The organism is Paenibacillus sp. OK076 (assembly GCF_900110055.1).
In the GTDB taxonomy this organism is placed as follows: Bacteria; Bacillota; Bacilli; order Paenibacillales; family Paenibacillaceae; genus Paenibacillus.
In genome coordinates this window covers 3,887,692-3,904,439 of record NZ_FOCH01000001.1, presented here as the reverse complement: position 1 = coordinate 3,904,439, position 16,748 = coordinate 3,887,692, and the positions used below count along the sequence as shown (strand labels likewise).

Genomic DNA, 16,748 nt, shown 5'->3' with positions numbered 1-16,748 from the left:
AAAAACACGTAAAAAAACAGCTGCCGAGAAAATCTCGGACAGCTGTTTGGTGTGAAGCTTAATGAAATTGCAACGATTAACGGTTGTAGAACTCGACGATTTGTTTTTCGTCGATGTCTTGGGACAATTCCGAACGCTCAGGCAAACGAATAAATTTACCTTCCAGAGCAGTATCGTTGAATTCTACGTATGCCGGAAGATGCGAACGGTTTTCCAAAGCTTCCTTAACGGAAGAAAGACCGCGGCTTCTTTCACGCAGGCTGATAACGTCGCCAGTGCTTACTTGGTAAGAAGCGATGTCAACTTTTTTGCCGTTTACAGTTACGTGACCGTGGGATACCAACTGACGCGAACCAGCGCGGGAGTTAGCAAATCCAAGGCGGTATACGAGGTTATCAAGGCGGCTCTCAAGCAAGAACATGAAGTTTTCACCCGCGATACCTTGCATTTTTTGCGCTTTAGCAAAGAGAGTGCGGAATTGCTTCTCGCCCAAACCGTACATGTGACGCAGTTTTTGTTTTTCTTGCAATTGCATACCGTAGTTGCTCATTTTTCTCCGTTGGTTAGCTCCGTGCTGACCTGGAGGGAAAGGACGTTTCAATTCTTTGCCTGTTCCGCTCAGGGAAATGCCGAGGCGACGGCTCAATTTAAATTTAGGACCAGTGTAACGTGCCATGTTTAAAGTAGCTCCTTTTTAGTTAAAGTTCATATAGGGCTCTGTTTGCGCTCCAATTTGTTGATGCGGGCTAGGCCACGCATAAGACGATCAGAAAAGTTCAGCCGCTGTCCTGAAAGCAACAAAAAGAATGAGGGTGACACAACCGGTAATGCCCAAATTTAAAGACCCATTAGTAGTCTTCATCAACAATTTATTTTACAGTTTAATAGAACCAAAGTCAAGCTTGTGATAAAAGCAAAAAAACGTCTAAATTTGTCGATAGGTCATTAGGCCCAAAAAAATGGGACAATTTTCTGAAATATGGATGCAAAAAAGCTTTAAAGAGAGTAAAATAGATTGTATCTTAACTTTAAATGATCTTGTACATTAAGGTTATCGCATAGGATTTGCAGGTTTGCGATAACGTCTGCAGATTAATGCATCCGAGTGGATGCAAAAACGGTGCAAAGGAGCGCCTGACATGTTAGAACATCTAAGAAGTAAAACAGCCAGCTTGAATTCGCGAAGTTCGGGCGATTCCGCATCTTCTGCCGCTCCTCACGAAGCGCATATATTTTGGATGCAAAAAATGGACATCACACCTTTTGATTTTTCATATTTGGGGAGCCTGTTGCAGCAAGCATACACCGACTGGCATGCCCAGCGGCGGCCACACTCAGACAGATCATCGATAATATACAACGTATGGAATACAGAAGGGATCTGTATGGGGCAAGGGAATGAAGGGGTTCCATTGCTTGATGTACATTCGACTGTGATGCAATGCCTTGAATCGGGACAGGCCCAGTCGTTACGTGGAACTACTGAAAATGGAGAGTATCATCTAATGGCTGAACCGCTGTTCTCCAGAACAAATAGGGATATGTTTGCTGTCTTCACTGCTGTAACCTACGAGCAAAATCGAGATGACACGTCTGAAGCTGTTGTTCGATCGGAGGCATTGCATTATCGTACCTGCTTTTACCGAAGATTTGAATACATATTTATGACGGATCTATTACATGCTCATGAACAAACTGCTCGTGAAGATCATCGAAGGTCGATTCTGTTCCAAATCGTTCAACGGATGCATGACAAAATGGATGTGGACGCCATATTGGATGAAGTATTTGACAGCATTGACTACTTATATCCAACGACCCGCATGACATTGTATATGTCTCAGGATCAGAGCAGCCTCAACCCACGCATCAAACCGCTGCTTGTTCATGAACGTGGAGAAGACATCTGTGTACAATCGTTCATGGAAGGCAAGCTCATTGTTGTTCGATCGGATGAAGGTGAACATCGTATTCTGGAGGTTGGTCTTCCTCTAAAAGGCAAACAAGGGATCTATGGTGTATTTCATATTGAGATGAATGAGGAGCTAATGGAAGATTCAGATTTGCAGCTGATTACGATGATGGCGGATACAGCAGGAACTGCTTTTGAAAATGCCAAGCTGCACGAACAATCGAATATGTTGATCCAGGAACTTCGTCTAATCAACGATCTGACACAACGTTTGAACAAAAGCCTGCAGCTAATGGAGATCTACCAAATCTCCGAGCAGGAGTTAAAGGACATCTTCCAGGCTGAATCTTGTTGTATTCTGCAATTGAATGATAGTACGAATCACTTCGAAGTGATGTCATCGAATATAAATGAGTTATATCGCAAAACGTTTCCTATGGACTATGGAATCGCAGGTTTGCTCTATCAAACCGAAGAACCACTCATCCTATCCAATTATGCAAAATACGATAAAGTGTCATCGGTTTTCATGGATCTTACCGGCTCCCTGTCATTGATCGCTTCACCCGTTCGGGTGAATGGGGAAGTGAAGGGTGCCATTTTGCTGGGACATCCGAAAAAGCAGTATTTTTCGTACGATAATTACCGTCTGCTGCAGATGCTGTCCATTCATATTGGACTTGCTCTCTCCAATGCTACCCTCCACGCCGAGGTACGACGTTTGGCAAACCTGGATATGCTGACAGGACTATATGTGAGGCATTACCTGGATACTGTGATCCATGAACGTCAGGCTCACGAATTCTGTGGTTCATTGGTTGTTGTGGACATCGACCAGTTTAAGCAGGTGAATGACACGTTTGGACACCAAACCGGTGATCAGGTATTGAAACAGGTGAGCGACATTGTAACGAGTTCTGTCCGGCCCGAGGACATCTGTGCCAGATGGGGCGGGGAAGAGCTGGCCATCTATATGCCTCAGATTGGTGCTCGTCAGGCACTGGAATATGCAGAAATCATTCGTACCAGGGTTGCTGAAGAGACAAGGCCTTCCGTGACCGTATCCAGCGGTATTGCCGAATGGAACTGGATGGATGAGAAGGTTAGTGTGGAATCGTTATTTTACCGGGCTGATATGGCTCTGTACGATGCGAAGCATGGTGGTCGTAACCGAATCGTCATGGAAAAACAGGAAGTTACACGTTAAGAGAGGACTATTCCGATTTCGGAGTCGTCCTCTCTTTATTTTTTTGAAGAGGCGATGCCAAAGGAAGGAAGTATAAGCAAATAAGGGAGGGGCAGGCTATGGAGAAAGTTTGATGGAAAGGTGGAATAGAATATGTTGAACCGTCGGTATATCCGCGGACTATTGTTAATTCTGAGCATGGTTGTGTTGTGTGCTCCTGGTTGTGGATTGTTAGAGCGAGATCGAACTCCCGAGGAATTATTTTCACTGGCTTTATCAGGAATTGCAGGTAAAGAAAAGCTGAGTTTTGATGGGGAAGCGGGATTGCGACGTGAAAGCAGCGGGCTGTTCGAAAATCAGTTCAAATTTGAGGGCAAACTGGAGGATCATGATCGCCTGACCTTGCAAACGAGGTTGCCTGGAGCTGTAACTGCTGCCGGAACGGGAGTAAAGGGAGTAAATGCCGCTGCTGTTAACAATAATGGGCAACCGAGCGGATTCAGTGCATCTTTTGAACGAAAACGAGGACAATGGATGGCTCTAACCGCCCAACATGAGCCCCTGCGCGGATCGCTGTCCCGTTTTAATCCCATCGCGCAAATGGAAAGTATCGATCGGTTGAACAAAACGATAACGTCCGAGTACGGTTCAGGTCGTCGAACGAAAATACTGCGAATTGAACTCGCGCCGAAAGACGCCAAAACCTTAGCACTCGCACAGCTTAACGACGAGATGGATGCAATCCGGGCAGAATATATGCATAAGGCGGCTGCGGTTAAGGCAGACAATCAGGCGAAGCTGGAGAAGGATTTGAACAAAGTGTGGGAGCAAGGGGAAGCATCGATGCAAGAGATGATGAAACAGGCCGAGGTACAGACGGTGTATCATCTTACCATAGATCGGAAAAGCAGCTTGCCCTTGCGACTTTCCTCGGAAAGCCAGGTGAGCTATAAGGACATGAACAGGAAATTGAATAAAGAAGCTCTTGTCACAGATGTAAACTTCAGGGCTTATGAGTAAATGAGTTGCGGGACTGCCTGCTGACGGGATCGTTGTAGCGTGCTACAATAGTATCGTAATTTACCGTTGTTCAATTCAAGGAATGGCGGATGACAGGAGGAGTTTACACGATGAAGGACCCAAGAATTCAGAAGCTCGCAGCTAATTTGGTGGGCTACTCTGTAGATGTACAGCCCGGTGAGAATGTGCTGGTTGAGATGATCGGCACGGAACGTGATCTGATGAATGCAATTATTGAAGAAGTAGGCAAAAAAGGCGGTAACGTCTTTGTACAGCTGACTGACAAAACAGTACAGCGTGCCATGCTCAAAAATGCGACAGAAGAAATGATGAAAACCTGGGCAGAGATCGATCTGAACCGGATGAAACAAATGGATTGTTACATCGGTATCCGTGCAGGGGAGAACGTGAATGATCTGTCCGATGTACCGGAAGAGAAAATGAAAATGTACAATTCACTGTATTCCCATCCGGTACATAGCGAGCAGCGGGTAAAACATACAAAATGGGTTGTGCTTCGTTACCCGAATGCAAGTATGGCACAGCTGGCGAATACAAGTACAGAAGCGTTTGAAGATTTCTACTTCGACGTATGTAACCTGGATTACGCTAAAATGGACAAAGCACAGGATTCACTGGCTAACCTGATGAAACGCACGGATAAAGTCCGTATTACTGGACCAGGAACAGATCTGAGCTTCTCCATTAAAGATATCGGCGCAGAGAAATGTTCCGGGCAAAAAAATATTCCGGATGGCGAAGTGTACAGTGCCCCTGTACGTGATTCCGTGAACGGAACGATTAGTTATAATGCGCCAACGCTGTATAACGGCATTACTTTTGAGAATATCAAGTTCACTTTCAAAGACGGTAAAATTGTTGAAGCAACAAGCAACGATACAGACCGCATCAATGAAATTCTGAATTCAGATGATGGCGCTCGTCATATCGGTGAATTCGCCATCGGATTCAATCCACATATCCTGCACCCGATGAAGGACATTCTGTTTGATGAAAAAATTGCAGGCAGCTTGCACTTTACGCCAGGCCAAGCATATGAAGAAACAGATAACGGAAACCGTTCCTCCATTCACTGGGATCTGGTGTTGATCCAGCGTCCAGACTACGGTGGTGGCGAAATTTATTTTGATGATGTATTGATCCGTAAAGACGGTATTTTTGTTATTCCTGAGCTGGAATGCCTCAATCCGGATAACCTGAAGTAGGAACCGTATTTTGCTGTTGCTAGGAAAGCGGATTCACGGTATCATGTAGTGGTAATTAATAGATGATATCAAAAGTGAAAAGACGGAGGGATTCCTATGTCGAGTAATAACGCAGCGGTAGTTGAAATTGCTCAAACAGCGAGCAAATTTACTTCTTCAATCGTACTTCATTCAGAGAACAAGTATATCGATGTAAAAAGTATTCTCGGGCTGTTTACAACGCTGATCAGCACGCACAGCTATGAACTGCACGTTCATGGCCCGGATGCAGCTGAGGCCAAAGCAGCTATGTCTGAAGTATTTGCCAAACATGGACTGAATGTGAGTATCGCATCCGAGTAATGGCACTAAGAAGCATCTCTGCCTATTATGGCAGAGGTGTTTTTTTGCATGAAATCATTCAAGTGTACGGCAAGACCTCTCTAAAATAGGGAGATTAGGCAAGAATAAAGCTGTTCATGATCTATGGTTATTTTGGTCAGGTTCTTGTATTAGCTCCTGATTTCGTCTAATATTAGAGGTAGAACGTCTTTACGCGATTTTTGGGACATAGGGGGGAAAAATGCATGACTTCATCTGATCTGCAGGACCAGTTGCACTTGAAAGCGATCAGTCTTCTTCAAGAAGATGCAGATAAAATACAGAAGCTTATTGAAGTACAGATGGAGAATCTGGCTACCCGCTACTGCCCTCTCTATGAGGAAGTATTGGATACACAGATGTATGGGTTCTCCAAGGAAGTCGATTTTGCTGTTCGTGCAGGGCTTCTTCCAGAAGGTGCAGGTAAGCAGCTGGTAAGCGCGCTTGAGCGGAATCTGGCAATTCTATATGAAGCTTTGAACAAGAAGAATGAGCAATAGCCTGCAATAGCGCGGGTCAGAATAGAAGGCATGCAGGTGTTTGCATGCTTTTTTTGTGCGCCTGGATCGGACAGCTTCTCTGATGTGATCCAGGCAAAGGGAATAAGAAAAGGCAGTCTGGAAATGCGATTTCCAGGCTGCCTTTTACGCGCTGATTTTTTAGTAAATCATTTAGGGTGATGGGAGTACTGTTATACCAGGAAGAACGATACACCCAAAATAATATACACGACCATGAGGAGCAGACCTTCGTACCAGTTCGTTGAACCGTCCTGTGTGATGGACTTGGCAATAAATACGGCTACGCCTATGGCAACCAGCTCAATCGTTGTAAATACGATGTCCATCGTTCTGCCTGTGAAGAAGCTGACAAAAACGAGTACAGGGGCAACAAAGAGTGCGATTTGCAAACTGCTGCCGACTGCGATCTCCACGGCGGCACCGATTTTGTTTTTCATGGCAAGCATGATGGCTGCACTATGCTCGGCGGCGTTACCGATAATGGCAACGAGGAACGCACCGACGAACAGTTCGCTGAGTCCGAATTGTTCAGTAAACACCTCAAGGGTGCCAACGAGCCATTCACTGACGAAGGCAACCATGACGGTTGCAAGAACGAGATAGAGAATCGATTTTTTCTTGGACCACTCGGGTGCATGTTCATGCGGCAATTCTTCATCTTCATCTACCGTGACATCTGCAAGATAGTTCTTGTGTGTGACCATGGAAAATACTAACCACGCTATGTAGGCAAGGATTAGTAAGCCTGCGACAATAAGACTGAGTGTATTCGTGTCCTTCTGTGTGATGGAATGGGTATTCAGGAATACGGCTGGAATAAACAGGGCAATGATGGCTACAATCATCAGGGAGCCGTTTAGGCCGGCAAGCGATACGTTATAATTCTGAATTTTGAACTTGAGTCCTCCGGCAAAGATACTTAGACCAAGCACCAGCAGCAAGTTACCGATAATGGAGCCTGTCAAACTCGCCTTAACCATGTCGAACAATCCTTCTTTGACGAGGAAAATGGCAATGATCAATTCGGCGGCATTGCCGAATGTAGCATTCAAAAATCCGCCTAACCGTTGTCCGGCATAATGGGCTACATTTTCAGTGGCTTTGCCTAAAAAACCGGCCACAAAAATAACCGAAATGGCTGAAATGACGAATTGCAGAATCGAATCCCATTTCAAGTAGTGGGCGACGGCGCTGAGTGCAAAGGTGGCAATCAGCAAAATGGATGAAATTCGGTTTCTCACAACAAACACCTCGGTAACGTATTATTTTGTTTTAAACGATAGTACTAAACACTTATGAGATTATTTTCATATTTCAATATAACCAAATCGTGGTAGGTTGTAAACGCATCTTTTTGAGTTTAATTTGCTTTTTGGGGTCGAAAGGATTTAAAATACGAGTAACGAAGTGAAGGAGGATGTGGCATGGCAGAACAACTTCAACTAGAGGGCGGAAACATCCGGATTGCCGATGACGTAGTGGCGAAAATTGCCGGAATGGCTGCGATGGAGACACCCGGAATTGCCGCAATGTCTGGAGGATTGTCAGAGGGCTGGGCGAAGCGCCTGAGCGGTAAAAACGTACAGAAAGGCGTAGGCGTGGAGGTCGGCCAGCTGGAAGCAGCCATTGACCTGCGCATCATCGTCCTTTACGAGACACCGATTCATGAAGTTTCCCGCATGCTCCAGCAGAACGTAAGAGAAGCGGTAGAGACCATGACCGGGTTACGTGTTGTTGAAGTCAATGTAAAGGTAGAAGGCGTATCTTTCAGAGGCGACGATCTGTAAACTTTAGCAATCCGTGATGGAAGAGCAGCTTTATAATGGCTTGGTTCTTCCATCTTGATAGACAGAGTGTACCGAGTATACGAAACCGAGCTCACACAATAAGGCTGCGCACCCCACCGGATGCACAGCCTTTTTGGTGTTGCTTTTTTCTATTGAAGGGGTACATGATTTGTTCCGGTAGGAACAGTCCCATTTACCGAATTCGACGGATGGATTCACGTGAACGAAGTGCGGGAGAGGTACGAGTCTGTGTCTGAACTGTCACCGACTTCGTTTTCTCTTCCTTGATAACGTCCAAATTATTGGTACGCGAGATGCTGAGCAAAATACCCATGGCCACCATCATCACAAAGAGTGAGGTACCGCCATAACTGATGAACGGAAGGGTAACCCCTGTCACCGGAATGGTCTGGGTGACGCCCCCAATGTTGATAAAGGCCTGGATCGCAATTAATCCCATAATACCTATACCGACCAGCGTCCCAAATGGATCGGGACAACGAAGGGAGACGATAATGCCTCGCCAGATGAAGTAGAGGTAAACCAGCAGAAACAGGGCAGTTCCAACAAAGCCAAGCTCTTCTCCAATTACGGAGAAAATGAAGTCGTTATAAGCATTAGGCAAGTAATGCAGCTTCATCGTACCTTGTCCGATCCCGGAGCCGGTGATGCCTCCATCCCCGATTGCAACAAGGGAGCGATAGAGGTTAAGGCTTCCATCAGTTGGATCTGATAGTGGATTTAAGAAAGCCTGAATTCGGCCAATCTTGTAGTTCTGCTTCACTTCCTTAACAGAAACCGTAGAACTATCATCCGGAGAAGACATGGAAGAAAAAAGGGCATTCGCTCCAAGTGCTAATGCTGCTCCCAACACTACGAGCAAAATGGAACCCATAATGTGTTTCATACTTGCTCCACCCGCATAAATGACCAGACCGCACGTCGAAACCAGAATGAAGCAGGTACCAAAATCCGGTTGCAGCATAATCAGTCCTGCAATGAATCCGACAATGACCAGCACGGGAATATATCCTGTCCTAAGATCCCTGAACCGTTCCCCTTTTTTGGTAATCAGTGCAGCGAGGTACAAAATAATGGCGATTTTGGCAAATTCCGCAGGTTGGACACTGAAGCCGATAATTTCAATCCAGCTTCGGGCACCGTTTACCTTCTTGCCTGCAACTAATACAATTAGTAGCAATACCGTGGTAAGTAAGAAAAAGGGTGCATAAAGTTTTTTGTATTTGTTAAATCGGATATTCATGGCAAAAAACATGCCCACTAAACCGATAACCGCCCACATAAGTTGTTTTTTCGTGAAGAACAGGGCATCATTGTTAAAACTTTTATTTGCAATTGCAATGCTGGAACTGGAGCTGAACACCATCACCAGTCCAAAGCCCACCAACAATAAAGTGAGGATTAGCAGTTGAAAATCCGGCGTGCCTCTCTTCGTTTTCGTTTGGGCCGTTTGTTGTTTCATGGTTTGGCCCAGCCTAAGCTTCCAGCAGTTCTTTAAGCTGCTGTAATTTTTGGGCGGCCAGCTTCACGACTGGCTGCGGTACGGTAGAGTCATAATCCAGACCATGCGGAAAGGTTGCTTTTCCAAGATAAACAGCTTCAACTGCGAGAACCGTATCCGGTTTTTCGAGTTTGCCATCGATCGCACGGGTATTAATACGTACAAAGTATTCCGATTTGGTTTGTTCATCTTCAATTTTGTAGTCATATGTAGCACGATAATATTCCCATTGCCACCGGACAAATCCGACTTTCTCGGCGCTCTCATCCAGGTATGCCAAGTCGCTCTTCAAGCCATCCAAGCCTGTATTCTCAAAAATCATAAGCGTCTGATCCTCCTCATAAGCTTCCGAGAGTATAAATCTCGTTCTTTTCTCTAGTTTATGATAGTATGTTTCCCCTTCCCGTGCAAGCTTTCAAGCGGTCATTCGTATCGGTTTTCTTCCAATTCTGCTACAATATACAGCAATAGGTTTCAAGAGGAAGGTTCGGGCTTGATGAAAGTCCCGTATAGAGAGCGAAAGGATGGAGAGACATGACAAATAATATATGGTGGAATGACCTGCAAATCCACATGGTAGAATGGCGTCGTCATCTTCATCGGAATCCTGAGGTTTCCTTTCATGAGGAGAAGACATCCTCTTTTGTAGCGGGTATGCTGGAGAGCTTTGGTGTTGAAGTGAGACGGCACGTTGGCGGACACGGGGTTATAGGTACCCTTCGTGGGGACAAGCCAGGGCCTGTCGTAATGCTTCGTGCAGATATGGATGCACTTCCGATCCAGGACGAGAAGGACGTTGAATATGCATCACAACAAGCAGGAGCCATGCATGCCTGCGGCCATGATGGTCACATATCCATTTTGCTGGGCACGGCATTGTACTTCAGTCGTCATAAACATGAGATCAAGGGTGAGATTCGCTTTTTGTTCCAACCTGCAGAAGAATTACTTCCAGGTGGGGCGCTCAAGGTCATTGCAGACGGCGGACTGGAAGGGGTAGATGTCATCTATGGTATTCATCTGTGGACCCCGCTTCCTGTAGGCGTGGCAGCAAGTACTCCGGGGCCGATGATGGCAGCGGCAGATGACTTTTATATTGAGATCAAAGGAAAAGGTGGACATGGCGGCATGCCGCAATCCACAGTGGACAGCCTGGTGGCTGGCTCCGCCCTTGTAATGCAATTGCAGACGGTTGTCAGTCGTTCAGTGGACCCTTTGCGTCCCGCAGTATTGACGATTGGCACAATGCAGGCGGGGTCAGCACAGAATATCATCGCTGAGTTATGCAAAATGACGGGTACGGTGAGAACCTTTGATGAAGAGACGCGCAGTATCATGAAGGAACGTGTGCATACGATCGTGGCTCAGACCGGAGAGATCTACGGTGCCGAGACGAAGTTGAACTATATTATGGGATATCCTCCTGTTGTGAATGATGAGCAGGAAACGGCACGATTTTTCAAGGAAGCGGTGGATGTATTTGGCGCAGACCATGTACAGAAATCACCGATGCTGATGCCGGCTGAAGATTTCGCTTATTACTTGCAGCAGATTCCTGGCTGCTTTATGTTTGTCGGAGCAGGCAACCCGGAGAAGAATGCCATCTATCCGCATCATCATCCCAAGTTTGACTTTGATGAGGATGCCATGCAGAATGCGGTGAAACTATTTATAGCAATGGCTAAAGGATATACAGCCGAATGATTTGAGTATAGTTGGGCATCCTATTCATACGAAGGTATGGGCAGGGTGCTTTTTTTGTTAGGTTTTTATAATGATTAGGTTAAGGTCGAACTGTTGTACGATACAGGTTCAATTTCGGAAGAAACCGGAACTGGACTTTTTGTGATGCCTGTTATTCGGAAAAACATATAACTCATTTTTAAATTAGGGAGGCAGCGGAATGGAGAAAACGGACGCCTGCATTGTCCAGCGTGATTTTACAGTATTGCTTGAAGTGGGTCATTCTGGATTTGACCAAGCCCGAGCTCAATTAGGGATGTATGCCGAACTGGTGAAGACACCTGCGGCTTTTCATACATATCGTATCACTGCATTATCGTTGTGGAATGCGGCTGCACTCGGATGGAGTGCTGATCAAGTGATAGCAAGTCTGGAATCCGTGTCTCGTTGGAATGTTCCTGCCGCCCTGATTCAGGATATCCAGAGAATTATCCATCAATATGGGAAGCTGCAACTGAGGCCAGAGGCAGATCATGGGAGAATGCGTCTCGTGAGTGAAGACGAACGATTGCTGGATGAATTAAGCAGTATGAAGACCATCTCGGCTTTTCGAATGGAACGTGTCGATCCCCATGAGCTTATGCTTGGCGGTGAGCAACGCGGATTGTTGAAGCGGGAATTGACCCGTTTGGGTTATCCGGTGCTGGATTATGCGGGATATCGAGAAGGAACAAGTCTGCCGTTCGAATGGCGAGCTAATACGCTAGGCGACAGTTCTGATGGCTTCCGGTTGCGCCCGTACCAACGAGATGCTGTGGATGCTTTTGAAGGTAGCGAAGGCATGGGAGGAAGTGGTCTGCTTGTTCTTCCCTGCGGTGCAGGCAAAACGGTTATTGGGATGGCTGTATTAGAGCGTTTACAATGTGAATGCCTTATCTTGACCTCGAATACCACATCCGTGCGTCAATGGATTCAGGAATTGCAGGACAAAACAACGATAACGAGTGAACAGATTGGTGAGTATTCCGGTCAGAAAAAACAGGTGAAACCTGTGACCGTGGCTACTTATCAGATTCTTACACATCGAAAATCGAAAGATGCTGATTTTACTCATATCAAATTGCTTAGTGAACGTCAGTGGGGACTTATCATTTATGATGAGGTCCATCTGCTGCCAGCACCTGTATTTCGGGCTACTGCAGATATTCAGGCTACGAGAAGACTGGGATTGACAGCAACATTGGTGCGTGAGGATGGCTGTGAACAGGATGTGTTTTCACTAATTGGTCCGAAACTATATGACATGCCGTGGAAAGAATTGGAACAGCAAGGCTGGATTGCTAATGTAGAATGCCAGGAAATACGCATTCCGTTTACTCCTGAACTACGATCAACCTATTTGGAAGCGGAGGTGAAACATCAATTTCGCCTTGCAGCGGAAAATCCGGCCAAATTATCGGTGATCAAACGGATATTGGACCATCATGAGGGGATGCCAGCGCTTGTCATCGGACAGTATTTGGACCAGCTTGAGAGCATTGCCCGGGAAATTGAAGCCCCGCTCATATCGGGTACGATGTCGCAGCAAGAGCGAGTGAAATGGTTTGCGGCTTTCCGGCGTGGTGAGATCAAAACGATTGTAGTATCCAAAGTTGCCAATTTTGCCGTAGACTTGCCGGATGCTGCTGTTGCACTTGAAATATCCGGAAGTTTCGGTTCAAGGCAGGAAGAAGCCCAGCGATTGGGTCGGATCTTAAGGCCGAAGTCCGGAAAAAATAAAGCTTATTTCTATGCCCTTGTGTCCGAGGACAGTAAGGAACAGGAGTTTGCATTACGTCGTCAGATGTTTCTGGTCGAACAAGGATATGAGTACAAAATCGTTCATGAATTGCAATGAAAAAATGCTGTACATCTCTACTTAAAATTATGGGAAAGGCATGATAAGCAATGCATACACAAGGTAATCTGAATGTGAATTCATTAAAAGAGCTTTCATGCGTTGAAAGAATGGTACTTGGTGTGTTTTTCTGCAAATATGCTGGACAGCCCTTTTCCAACATGTTGACATCAGCAGAGTGGGCTGTGAATGGTCTTAGCAGAGCTGAAGCAGTAACCGCGTTTATAGCGCTTCGGCATAAAGGGTGGATTAAAGCTGTGCGCAAGTCTTGGGGCGAACGCCTGTATTACATACCAGAATCATTACTTTCGTTGTTAACTATTGCCTATGCAGCACGGGTCGGACATTTCGTTCAGCAGAAGGTGAACGTATTACAGAATGATATGACACAAGCTAAGTCCATCTCCAATAATGAAGTCCAGAAAGTGAACGTTGTTCGAGAGGGGAAGCCGGATATTGCTGCGGAGCTTCTGCATGTATTGGCTTGGATGGTAAGGGAAGGTCAAGCTCAAGGCGGACTTCCATTAACAAGTAAGGGAACGATCCACAAGAAAATGGTGCAGCGATTAAGTCGAATGACGGTTCTGGACCCTGAAGACTTCGCCGAACTAGGTATTCGTTACGATCATGCGGATGTATATCCAGTCCATGTGGCCCTTGTGATTGATGTACTGCTTAGTCTGGGTTTGATTGAAAAGGCGCATAATCGAATGCATGTGTCATCAGATCGTCTTTATCACTGGTTATCAATGCCGTGGTCTTCAATGCACCGAGAAATTTATAGCATATGTCTGGACCGATATGGTATAGCGCAGCCCAAACTTCAACATTTTCGTCAGCAATTGCTGATGTTTGCTTCACGGGAAAATGAATGGTTGAGTATTGCAGCAGGAACTATATACGGCGACAACAATCCGGAAGAAGCAATTGTAAATAGTGAGAGTGGAGATTCTTTGAGACCATCTTTCTCAACACATATTCGAGGGTGGCTCAATGTTCTGGCAGGTTTGGGATATGGTGAGGTTGGTGAGTCAACTGCGGGAGAGCTTTTTTATCGCTGGCAGATTGATCCTAAACTCTTACTGAACTTGGCAAATGATGAGGCGGAACATGAGGGGGGGAATACCATTTTTGTTCAGCCTGACTTTGAAATTATGGTTCCCCCAGACGTAATTCCTTCGGTTCGCTGGAATTTGGATATTGGTGCAGAGCTTATAAGTCGTGATCGAATGTCCATATACCGGATAACAAAGGAACGAATCGTCGCAGCCTCAGAGATCGGTCTTACAGCGGATGCAATGATAAACTTCCTTAGGCGGTATGCTGCCTCGGGATTGCCTGAGCATGTGGAGCTGGCAATCCAGCAGTGGGGACAGGAGGCAGAACGACTTCACATCGATGCTGGGAAGAACGTTGATGAGGACGAAGCAACGGATACATTCAAGAAAAGGGATACATGGATATATGAATCAAGAAGTGAACTACCTGAGGAGTTGACCCGGACAGAGTCGGACGCCATTGCAGATGAGTCCATTGTCGGGGCAAATGAGTTCAATGTCGGACTTGAGGTGCAGAAGGAACTCTTTTATATTCGTGGGAGGGTAGGGCTCATTCAAGGTGAAACCAATTTGCACACGTATGAACAGGATCATTCCATCACGGAACAGTCGGGGCTGTTTCCCGGATACGGAGAGATCCCGGAGATGTGGCATAACGAGTGGCGGGGATATCATGTGTCCACTGCCCGTCAGATTGCTGCAAAAGCTATTGAATGGCAGACAAAACTGGGTCTGAAGCTGGACAACAATATCGTATACGTGATTCCCGATCAGATTCACGGTCATGAAGATTGGACACTAACCGGATGGTCCATAGCGGATGGTGATACAGATCCCGTAGAACGCCGTACTTTTTCACCTAACGAATGGAACCAGATCCGCCTGATTATTCCGGACCATGCATAAGTTTGATTATCTTTGCTAAAGCAGATCCCATGTTCCCCATATTTCTATTTGCAGGAAAAACTCTTCTTAACTTTTCGGGGATATGATATGATGAAGTAGTCTACGTTAAGTAGAACTTTATATATAGATAGGATGAATTTCATGAGCGTAGCGGAAATGAACACGGTCGATATGGCCCAAGTGTTAACGGGCGCATATGAACTGGGCGACATGATTAACCAATCAGCCGAAGTATCGGATTATTTATATTGGAAGCAGCAAGTGGAGACGAACCCTGAAATTCAGGCGGGAATACGCAAGCTGGACGCCAAAAAGGAACTATTCGAAGAAACCCAGCGTTTTGGGCATTTTCACCCGGACTATCACGCCGCAAAAGATCAGGTCCAGGCTTTGGAGCTGGAGTTGGAACGTTTCGAGGCGGTAGCCCGCTTCAAACAGGCGGAGAAGGCATTGGACGATATGTTGTTCCAGATGTCGGAGACAATTGCATTCGCCGTGTCAACGACCATTAAGGTTCCGAGCAATGATCCGAATCCGAAGGGCGGCTGCGGTAGCGGAGGCAAGTGCGGTTGTAGCTAAGATGTGATCAGAAAATAAATTCATGACAGACCGGACCTTTCCGAGGCTCCGGTCTCCATTATAGAAAGGCGGGGAAAATGATGTTTGCGGAAAGGACAGGATTCATTATTTGGGTCAGTGATTTGAAAGCGGCTCGTAATCTCGAAAAGTATGGTACCGTTCATTACATCTCCCGCCGTATGCATTATGTCGTCATGTATGTTAATGCAGAGCGGGCAGAAGATACGATGAAAAATGTGAACAGACTTTCCTATGTGCGCAAGGTTGAACGTTCCTACCGGAATGAGATCAAAACAGAGTATGCTAGCAAAACAATGGACAAAACGAGTTTTTACGGAATATAACAAAATGGTTTGGGTATGTACAGTGAACTTGTTGCCACAGTACATTCCGAAACGATTCACCAGAGGGGTCCTTCGGGGCCGCTCTTTTATTGAATTAGGCATAAACTGGATTTTGTGAAAAAAACTGAAGTTACGCCTTGAGGTTGCGGGACTTATGTTGTAATATATTGGGTAAATAAATAGATAGAAAGTCCTATCTGGTGGAGAGTGATTCCCATGCGTGATAAGGTGATGCAACGTTGGAGCACGTATGAGCCTTTTTTCGTGGCTCTTGGAGACAAAAAAGTGGCCGACATCGTCATTACCAATCATGCCAAGATGCGGTATGCAGACCGTATTGAGCCGGCACGTAATGATGATGACCATATTGCGGCATGGTTATGGGAGTGTCTGAAGCAGGACCGTATTACACCATACTACCGTAATGAGCAGGATGTTTACCTGATCGACGAAGATCTGGTCGTGGTTGCTGAATTTTCCGAACTTGAAGGGGAATATGATATCGCCGGCAATCCGCTTCATAAGATGATTGTGGTTACGTTTCTGGGGAAAATGTCCGAGACAATTGAACTGCGGGATTTAAAATCGTATTATTCTTGGCTAAGACATTCAAGACGAATGACTCTTGTCAAGAACAGTCGCAAGCATAAGTAAGTTTGGAATAATCCATATTTTCGAATTGATAGATTCAGGTTACATCGCATGCAGACAAGCTGCATGCTTTTTTTGTTGGAATTCACGAAATCG

Annotated in this window: 16 protein-coding genes; 12 read left to right on the top strand and 4 right to left on the bottom strand. The window is 45.8% G+C overall.

The window, feature by feature from the left end:
- Positions 1 to 76: 76 nt before the first annotated feature.
- On the bottom strand, positions 77 to 676 hold the full coding sequence (gene rpsD / locus BMY78_RS17350; RefSeq protein WP_076288214.1) for a 30S ribosomal protein S4: 600 nt from the start codon (positions 674 to 676) through the stop codon (positions 77 to 79).
- Positions 677 to 1,139: 463 nt separating this feature from the next.
- On the opposite strand from rpsD, the gene BMY78_RS17345 reads away from it, so the two are divergent.
- The 5 genes from BMY78_RS17345 to BMY78_RS17325 all read left to right on the top strand — a co-directional run bounded on the left by BMY78_RS17345 (position 1,140) and on the right by BMY78_RS17325 (position 6,204).
- Positions 1,140 to 3,119, top strand: a complete 1,980-nt coding sequence (locus BMY78_RS17345) for a sensor domain-containing diguanylate cyclase (protein WP_090901100.1) — start codon at positions 1,140 to 1,142, stop codon at positions 3,117 to 3,119.
- A gap of 132 nt (positions 3,120 to 3,251) precedes the next feature.
- Complete coding sequence (locus tag BMY78_RS17340) at positions 3,252 to 4,118, top strand: hypothetical protein (protein ID WP_090901097.1); 867 nt, start codon at positions 3,252 to 3,254, stop codon at positions 4,116 to 4,118.
- A gap of 110 nt (positions 4,119 to 4,228) precedes the next feature.
- Positions 4,229 to 5,344, top strand: a complete 1,116-nt coding sequence (locus tag BMY78_RS17335; protein ID WP_090901094.1) for an aminopeptidase — start codon at positions 4,229 to 4,231, stop codon at positions 5,342 to 5,344.
- 96 nt (positions 5,345 to 5,440) lie between these two features.
- Positions 5,441 to 5,686: an HPr family phosphocarrier protein gene (locus BMY78_RS17330; RefSeq protein WP_024631140.1), complete on the top strand. Its 246-nt coding sequence runs from the start codon at positions 5,441 to 5,443 to the stop codon at positions 5,684 to 5,686.
- Between the two features lie 224 nt (positions 5,687 to 5,910).
- Positions 5,911 to 6,204 (top strand): Fpa/YlaN family protein, encoded by a 294-nt coding sequence (locus BMY78_RS17325; protein ID WP_024631139.1) that lies wholly within the window; start codon positions 5,911 to 5,913, stop codon positions 6,202 to 6,204.
- Positions 6,205 to 6,395: 191 nt separating this feature from the next.
- Here BMY78_RS17325 and cax read toward each other — a convergent pair whose 3' ends face one another.
- Positions 6,396 to 7,466 carry a calcium/proton exchanger gene (gene cax, locus BMY78_RS17320; protein ID WP_090901092.1) on the bottom strand — a complete coding sequence of 357 codons (1,071 nt, stop codon included), beginning with the start codon at positions 7,464 to 7,466 and terminating at the stop codon, positions 6,396 to 6,398.
- Between the two features lie 183 nt (positions 7,467 to 7,649).
- Between cax and BMY78_RS17315 the strand changes: the two genes are divergently transcribed.
- On the top strand, positions 7,650 to 8,012 hold the full coding sequence (locus BMY78_RS17315) for an Asp23/Gls24 family envelope stress response protein (protein WP_024631137.1): 363 nt from the start codon (positions 7,650 to 7,652) through the stop codon (positions 8,010 to 8,012).
- Positions 8,013 to 8,205: 193 nt separating this feature from the next.
- Here the strand turns inward: BMY78_RS17315 and ftsW are convergent, their stop codons facing one another.
- Both ftsW and BMY78_RS17305 read right to left on the bottom strand, forming a co-directional pair.
- The gene (gene ftsW, locus BMY78_RS17310) at positions 8,206 to 9,495 is read right to left on the bottom strand and encodes a putative lipid II flippase FtsW (protein WP_090901090.1); all 1,290 of its coding nucleotides are present in this window, start codon (positions 9,493 to 9,495) and stop codon (positions 8,206 to 8,208) included.
- 13 nt (positions 9,496 to 9,508) lie between these two features.
- Entirely contained in the window at positions 9,509 to 9,856 is a 348-nt protein-coding gene (locus BMY78_RS17305; protein WP_053784292.1) for a YugN family protein, read from the bottom strand.
- Between the two features lie 212 nt (positions 9,857 to 10,068).
- On the opposite strand from BMY78_RS17305, the gene BMY78_RS17300 reads away from it, so the two are divergent.
- The 6 genes from BMY78_RS17300 to BMY78_RS17275 all read left to right on the top strand — a co-directional run bounded on the left by BMY78_RS17300 (position 10,069) and on the right by BMY78_RS17275 (position 16,655).
- Positions 10,069 to 11,238 (top strand): M20 family metallopeptidase, encoded by a 1,170-nt coding sequence (locus BMY78_RS17300; protein WP_090901087.1) that lies wholly within the window; start codon positions 10,069 to 10,071, stop codon positions 11,236 to 11,238.
- A gap of 199 nt (positions 11,239 to 11,437) precedes the next feature.
- Positions 11,438 to 13,114, top strand: coding sequence for a DNA repair helicase XPB (locus tag BMY78_RS17295; RefSeq protein WP_090901085.1), 1,677 nt, complete (start codon positions 11,438 to 11,440; stop codon positions 13,112 to 13,114).
- A 161-nt stretch (positions 13,115 to 13,275) separates the two neighbouring features.
- Positions 13,276 to 15,078: a helicase-associated domain-containing protein gene (locus BMY78_RS17290; RefSeq protein WP_177185758.1), complete on the top strand. Its 1,803-nt coding sequence runs from the start codon at positions 13,276 to 13,278 to the stop codon at positions 15,076 to 15,078.
- Between the two features lie 141 nt (positions 15,079 to 15,219).
- Positions 15,220 to 15,657 carry a YlbF/YmcA family competence regulator gene (locus BMY78_RS17285; RefSeq protein WP_090901080.1) on the top strand — a complete coding sequence of 146 codons (438 nt, stop codon included), beginning with the start codon at positions 15,220 to 15,222 and terminating at the stop codon, positions 15,655 to 15,657.
- An 80-nt stretch (positions 15,658 to 15,737) separates the two neighbouring features.
- A complete protein-coding gene (locus tag BMY78_RS17280; protein WP_063565591.1) occupies positions 15,738 to 16,001 on the top strand; it encodes a YlbG family protein in 264 nt (87 codons plus the stop codon).
- Between the two features lie 216 nt (positions 16,002 to 16,217).
- The gene (locus BMY78_RS17275) at positions 16,218 to 16,655 is read left to right on the top strand and encodes a hypothetical protein (protein WP_063565592.1); all 438 of its coding nucleotides are present in this window, start codon (positions 16,218 to 16,220) and stop codon (positions 16,653 to 16,655) included.
- The last annotated feature ends 93 nt before the right edge of the window (positions 16,656 to 16,748 follow it).

Bases quoted from the DNA above. Each gene is read 5' to 3' on its own strand.
- BMY78_RS17300 (WP_090901087.1), top strand. From the start codon at position 10,069: ATGACAAATAATATATGGTGGAATGACCTGCAAATCCACATGGTAGAA.
- BMY78_RS17280 (WP_063565591.1), top strand. From the start codon at position 15,738: ATGTTTGCGGAAAGGACAGGATTCATTATTTGGGTCAGTGATTTGAAA.
- BMY78_RS17335 (WP_090901094.1), top strand. From the start codon at position 4,229: ATGAAGGACCCAAGAATTCAGAAGCTCGCAGCTAATTTGGTGGGCTAC.
- ftsW (WP_090901090.1), bottom strand. From the start codon at position 9,495: ATGAAACAACAAACGGCCCAAACGAAAACGAAGAGAGGCACGCCGGAT.
- rpsD (WP_076288214.1), bottom strand. From the start codon at position 676: ATGGCACGTTACACTGGTCCTAAATTTAAATTGAGCCGTCGCCTCGGC.
- BMY78_RS17295 (WP_090901085.1), top strand. From the start codon at position 11,438: ATGGAGAAAACGGACGCCTGCATTGTCCAGCGTGATTTTACAGTATTG.
- BMY78_RS17325 (WP_024631139.1), top strand. From the start codon at position 5,911: ATGACTTCATCTGATCTGCAGGACCAGTTGCACTTGAAAGCGATCAGT.
- BMY78_RS17305 (WP_053784292.1), bottom strand. From the start codon at position 9,856: ATGATTTTTGAGAATACAGGCTTGGATGGCTTGAAGAGCGACTTGGCA.
- BMY78_RS17345 (WP_090901100.1), top strand. From the start codon at position 1,140: ATGTTAGAACATCTAAGAAGTAAAACAGCCAGCTTGAATTCGCGAAGT.
- BMY78_RS17275 (WP_063565592.1), top strand. From the start codon at position 16,218: ATGCGTGATAAGGTGATGCAACGTTGGAGCACGTATGAGCCTTTTTTC.
- BMY78_RS17330 (WP_024631140.1), top strand. From the start codon at position 5,441: ATGTCGAGTAATAACGCAGCGGTAGTTGAAATTGCTCAAACAGCGAGC.
- BMY78_RS17290 (WP_177185758.1), top strand. From the start codon at position 13,276: ATGTTGACATCAGCAGAGTGGGCTGTGAATGGTCTTAGCAGAGCTGAA.
- BMY78_RS17285 (WP_090901080.1), top strand. From the start codon at position 15,220: ATGAGCGTAGCGGAAATGAACACGGTCGATATGGCCCAAGTGTTAACG.
- BMY78_RS17315 (WP_024631137.1), top strand. From the start codon at position 7,650: ATGGCAGAACAACTTCAACTAGAGGGCGGAAACATCCGGATTGCCGAT.
- BMY78_RS17340 (WP_090901097.1), top strand. From the start codon at position 3,252: ATGTTGAACCGTCGGTATATCCGCGGACTATTGTTAATTCTGAGCATG.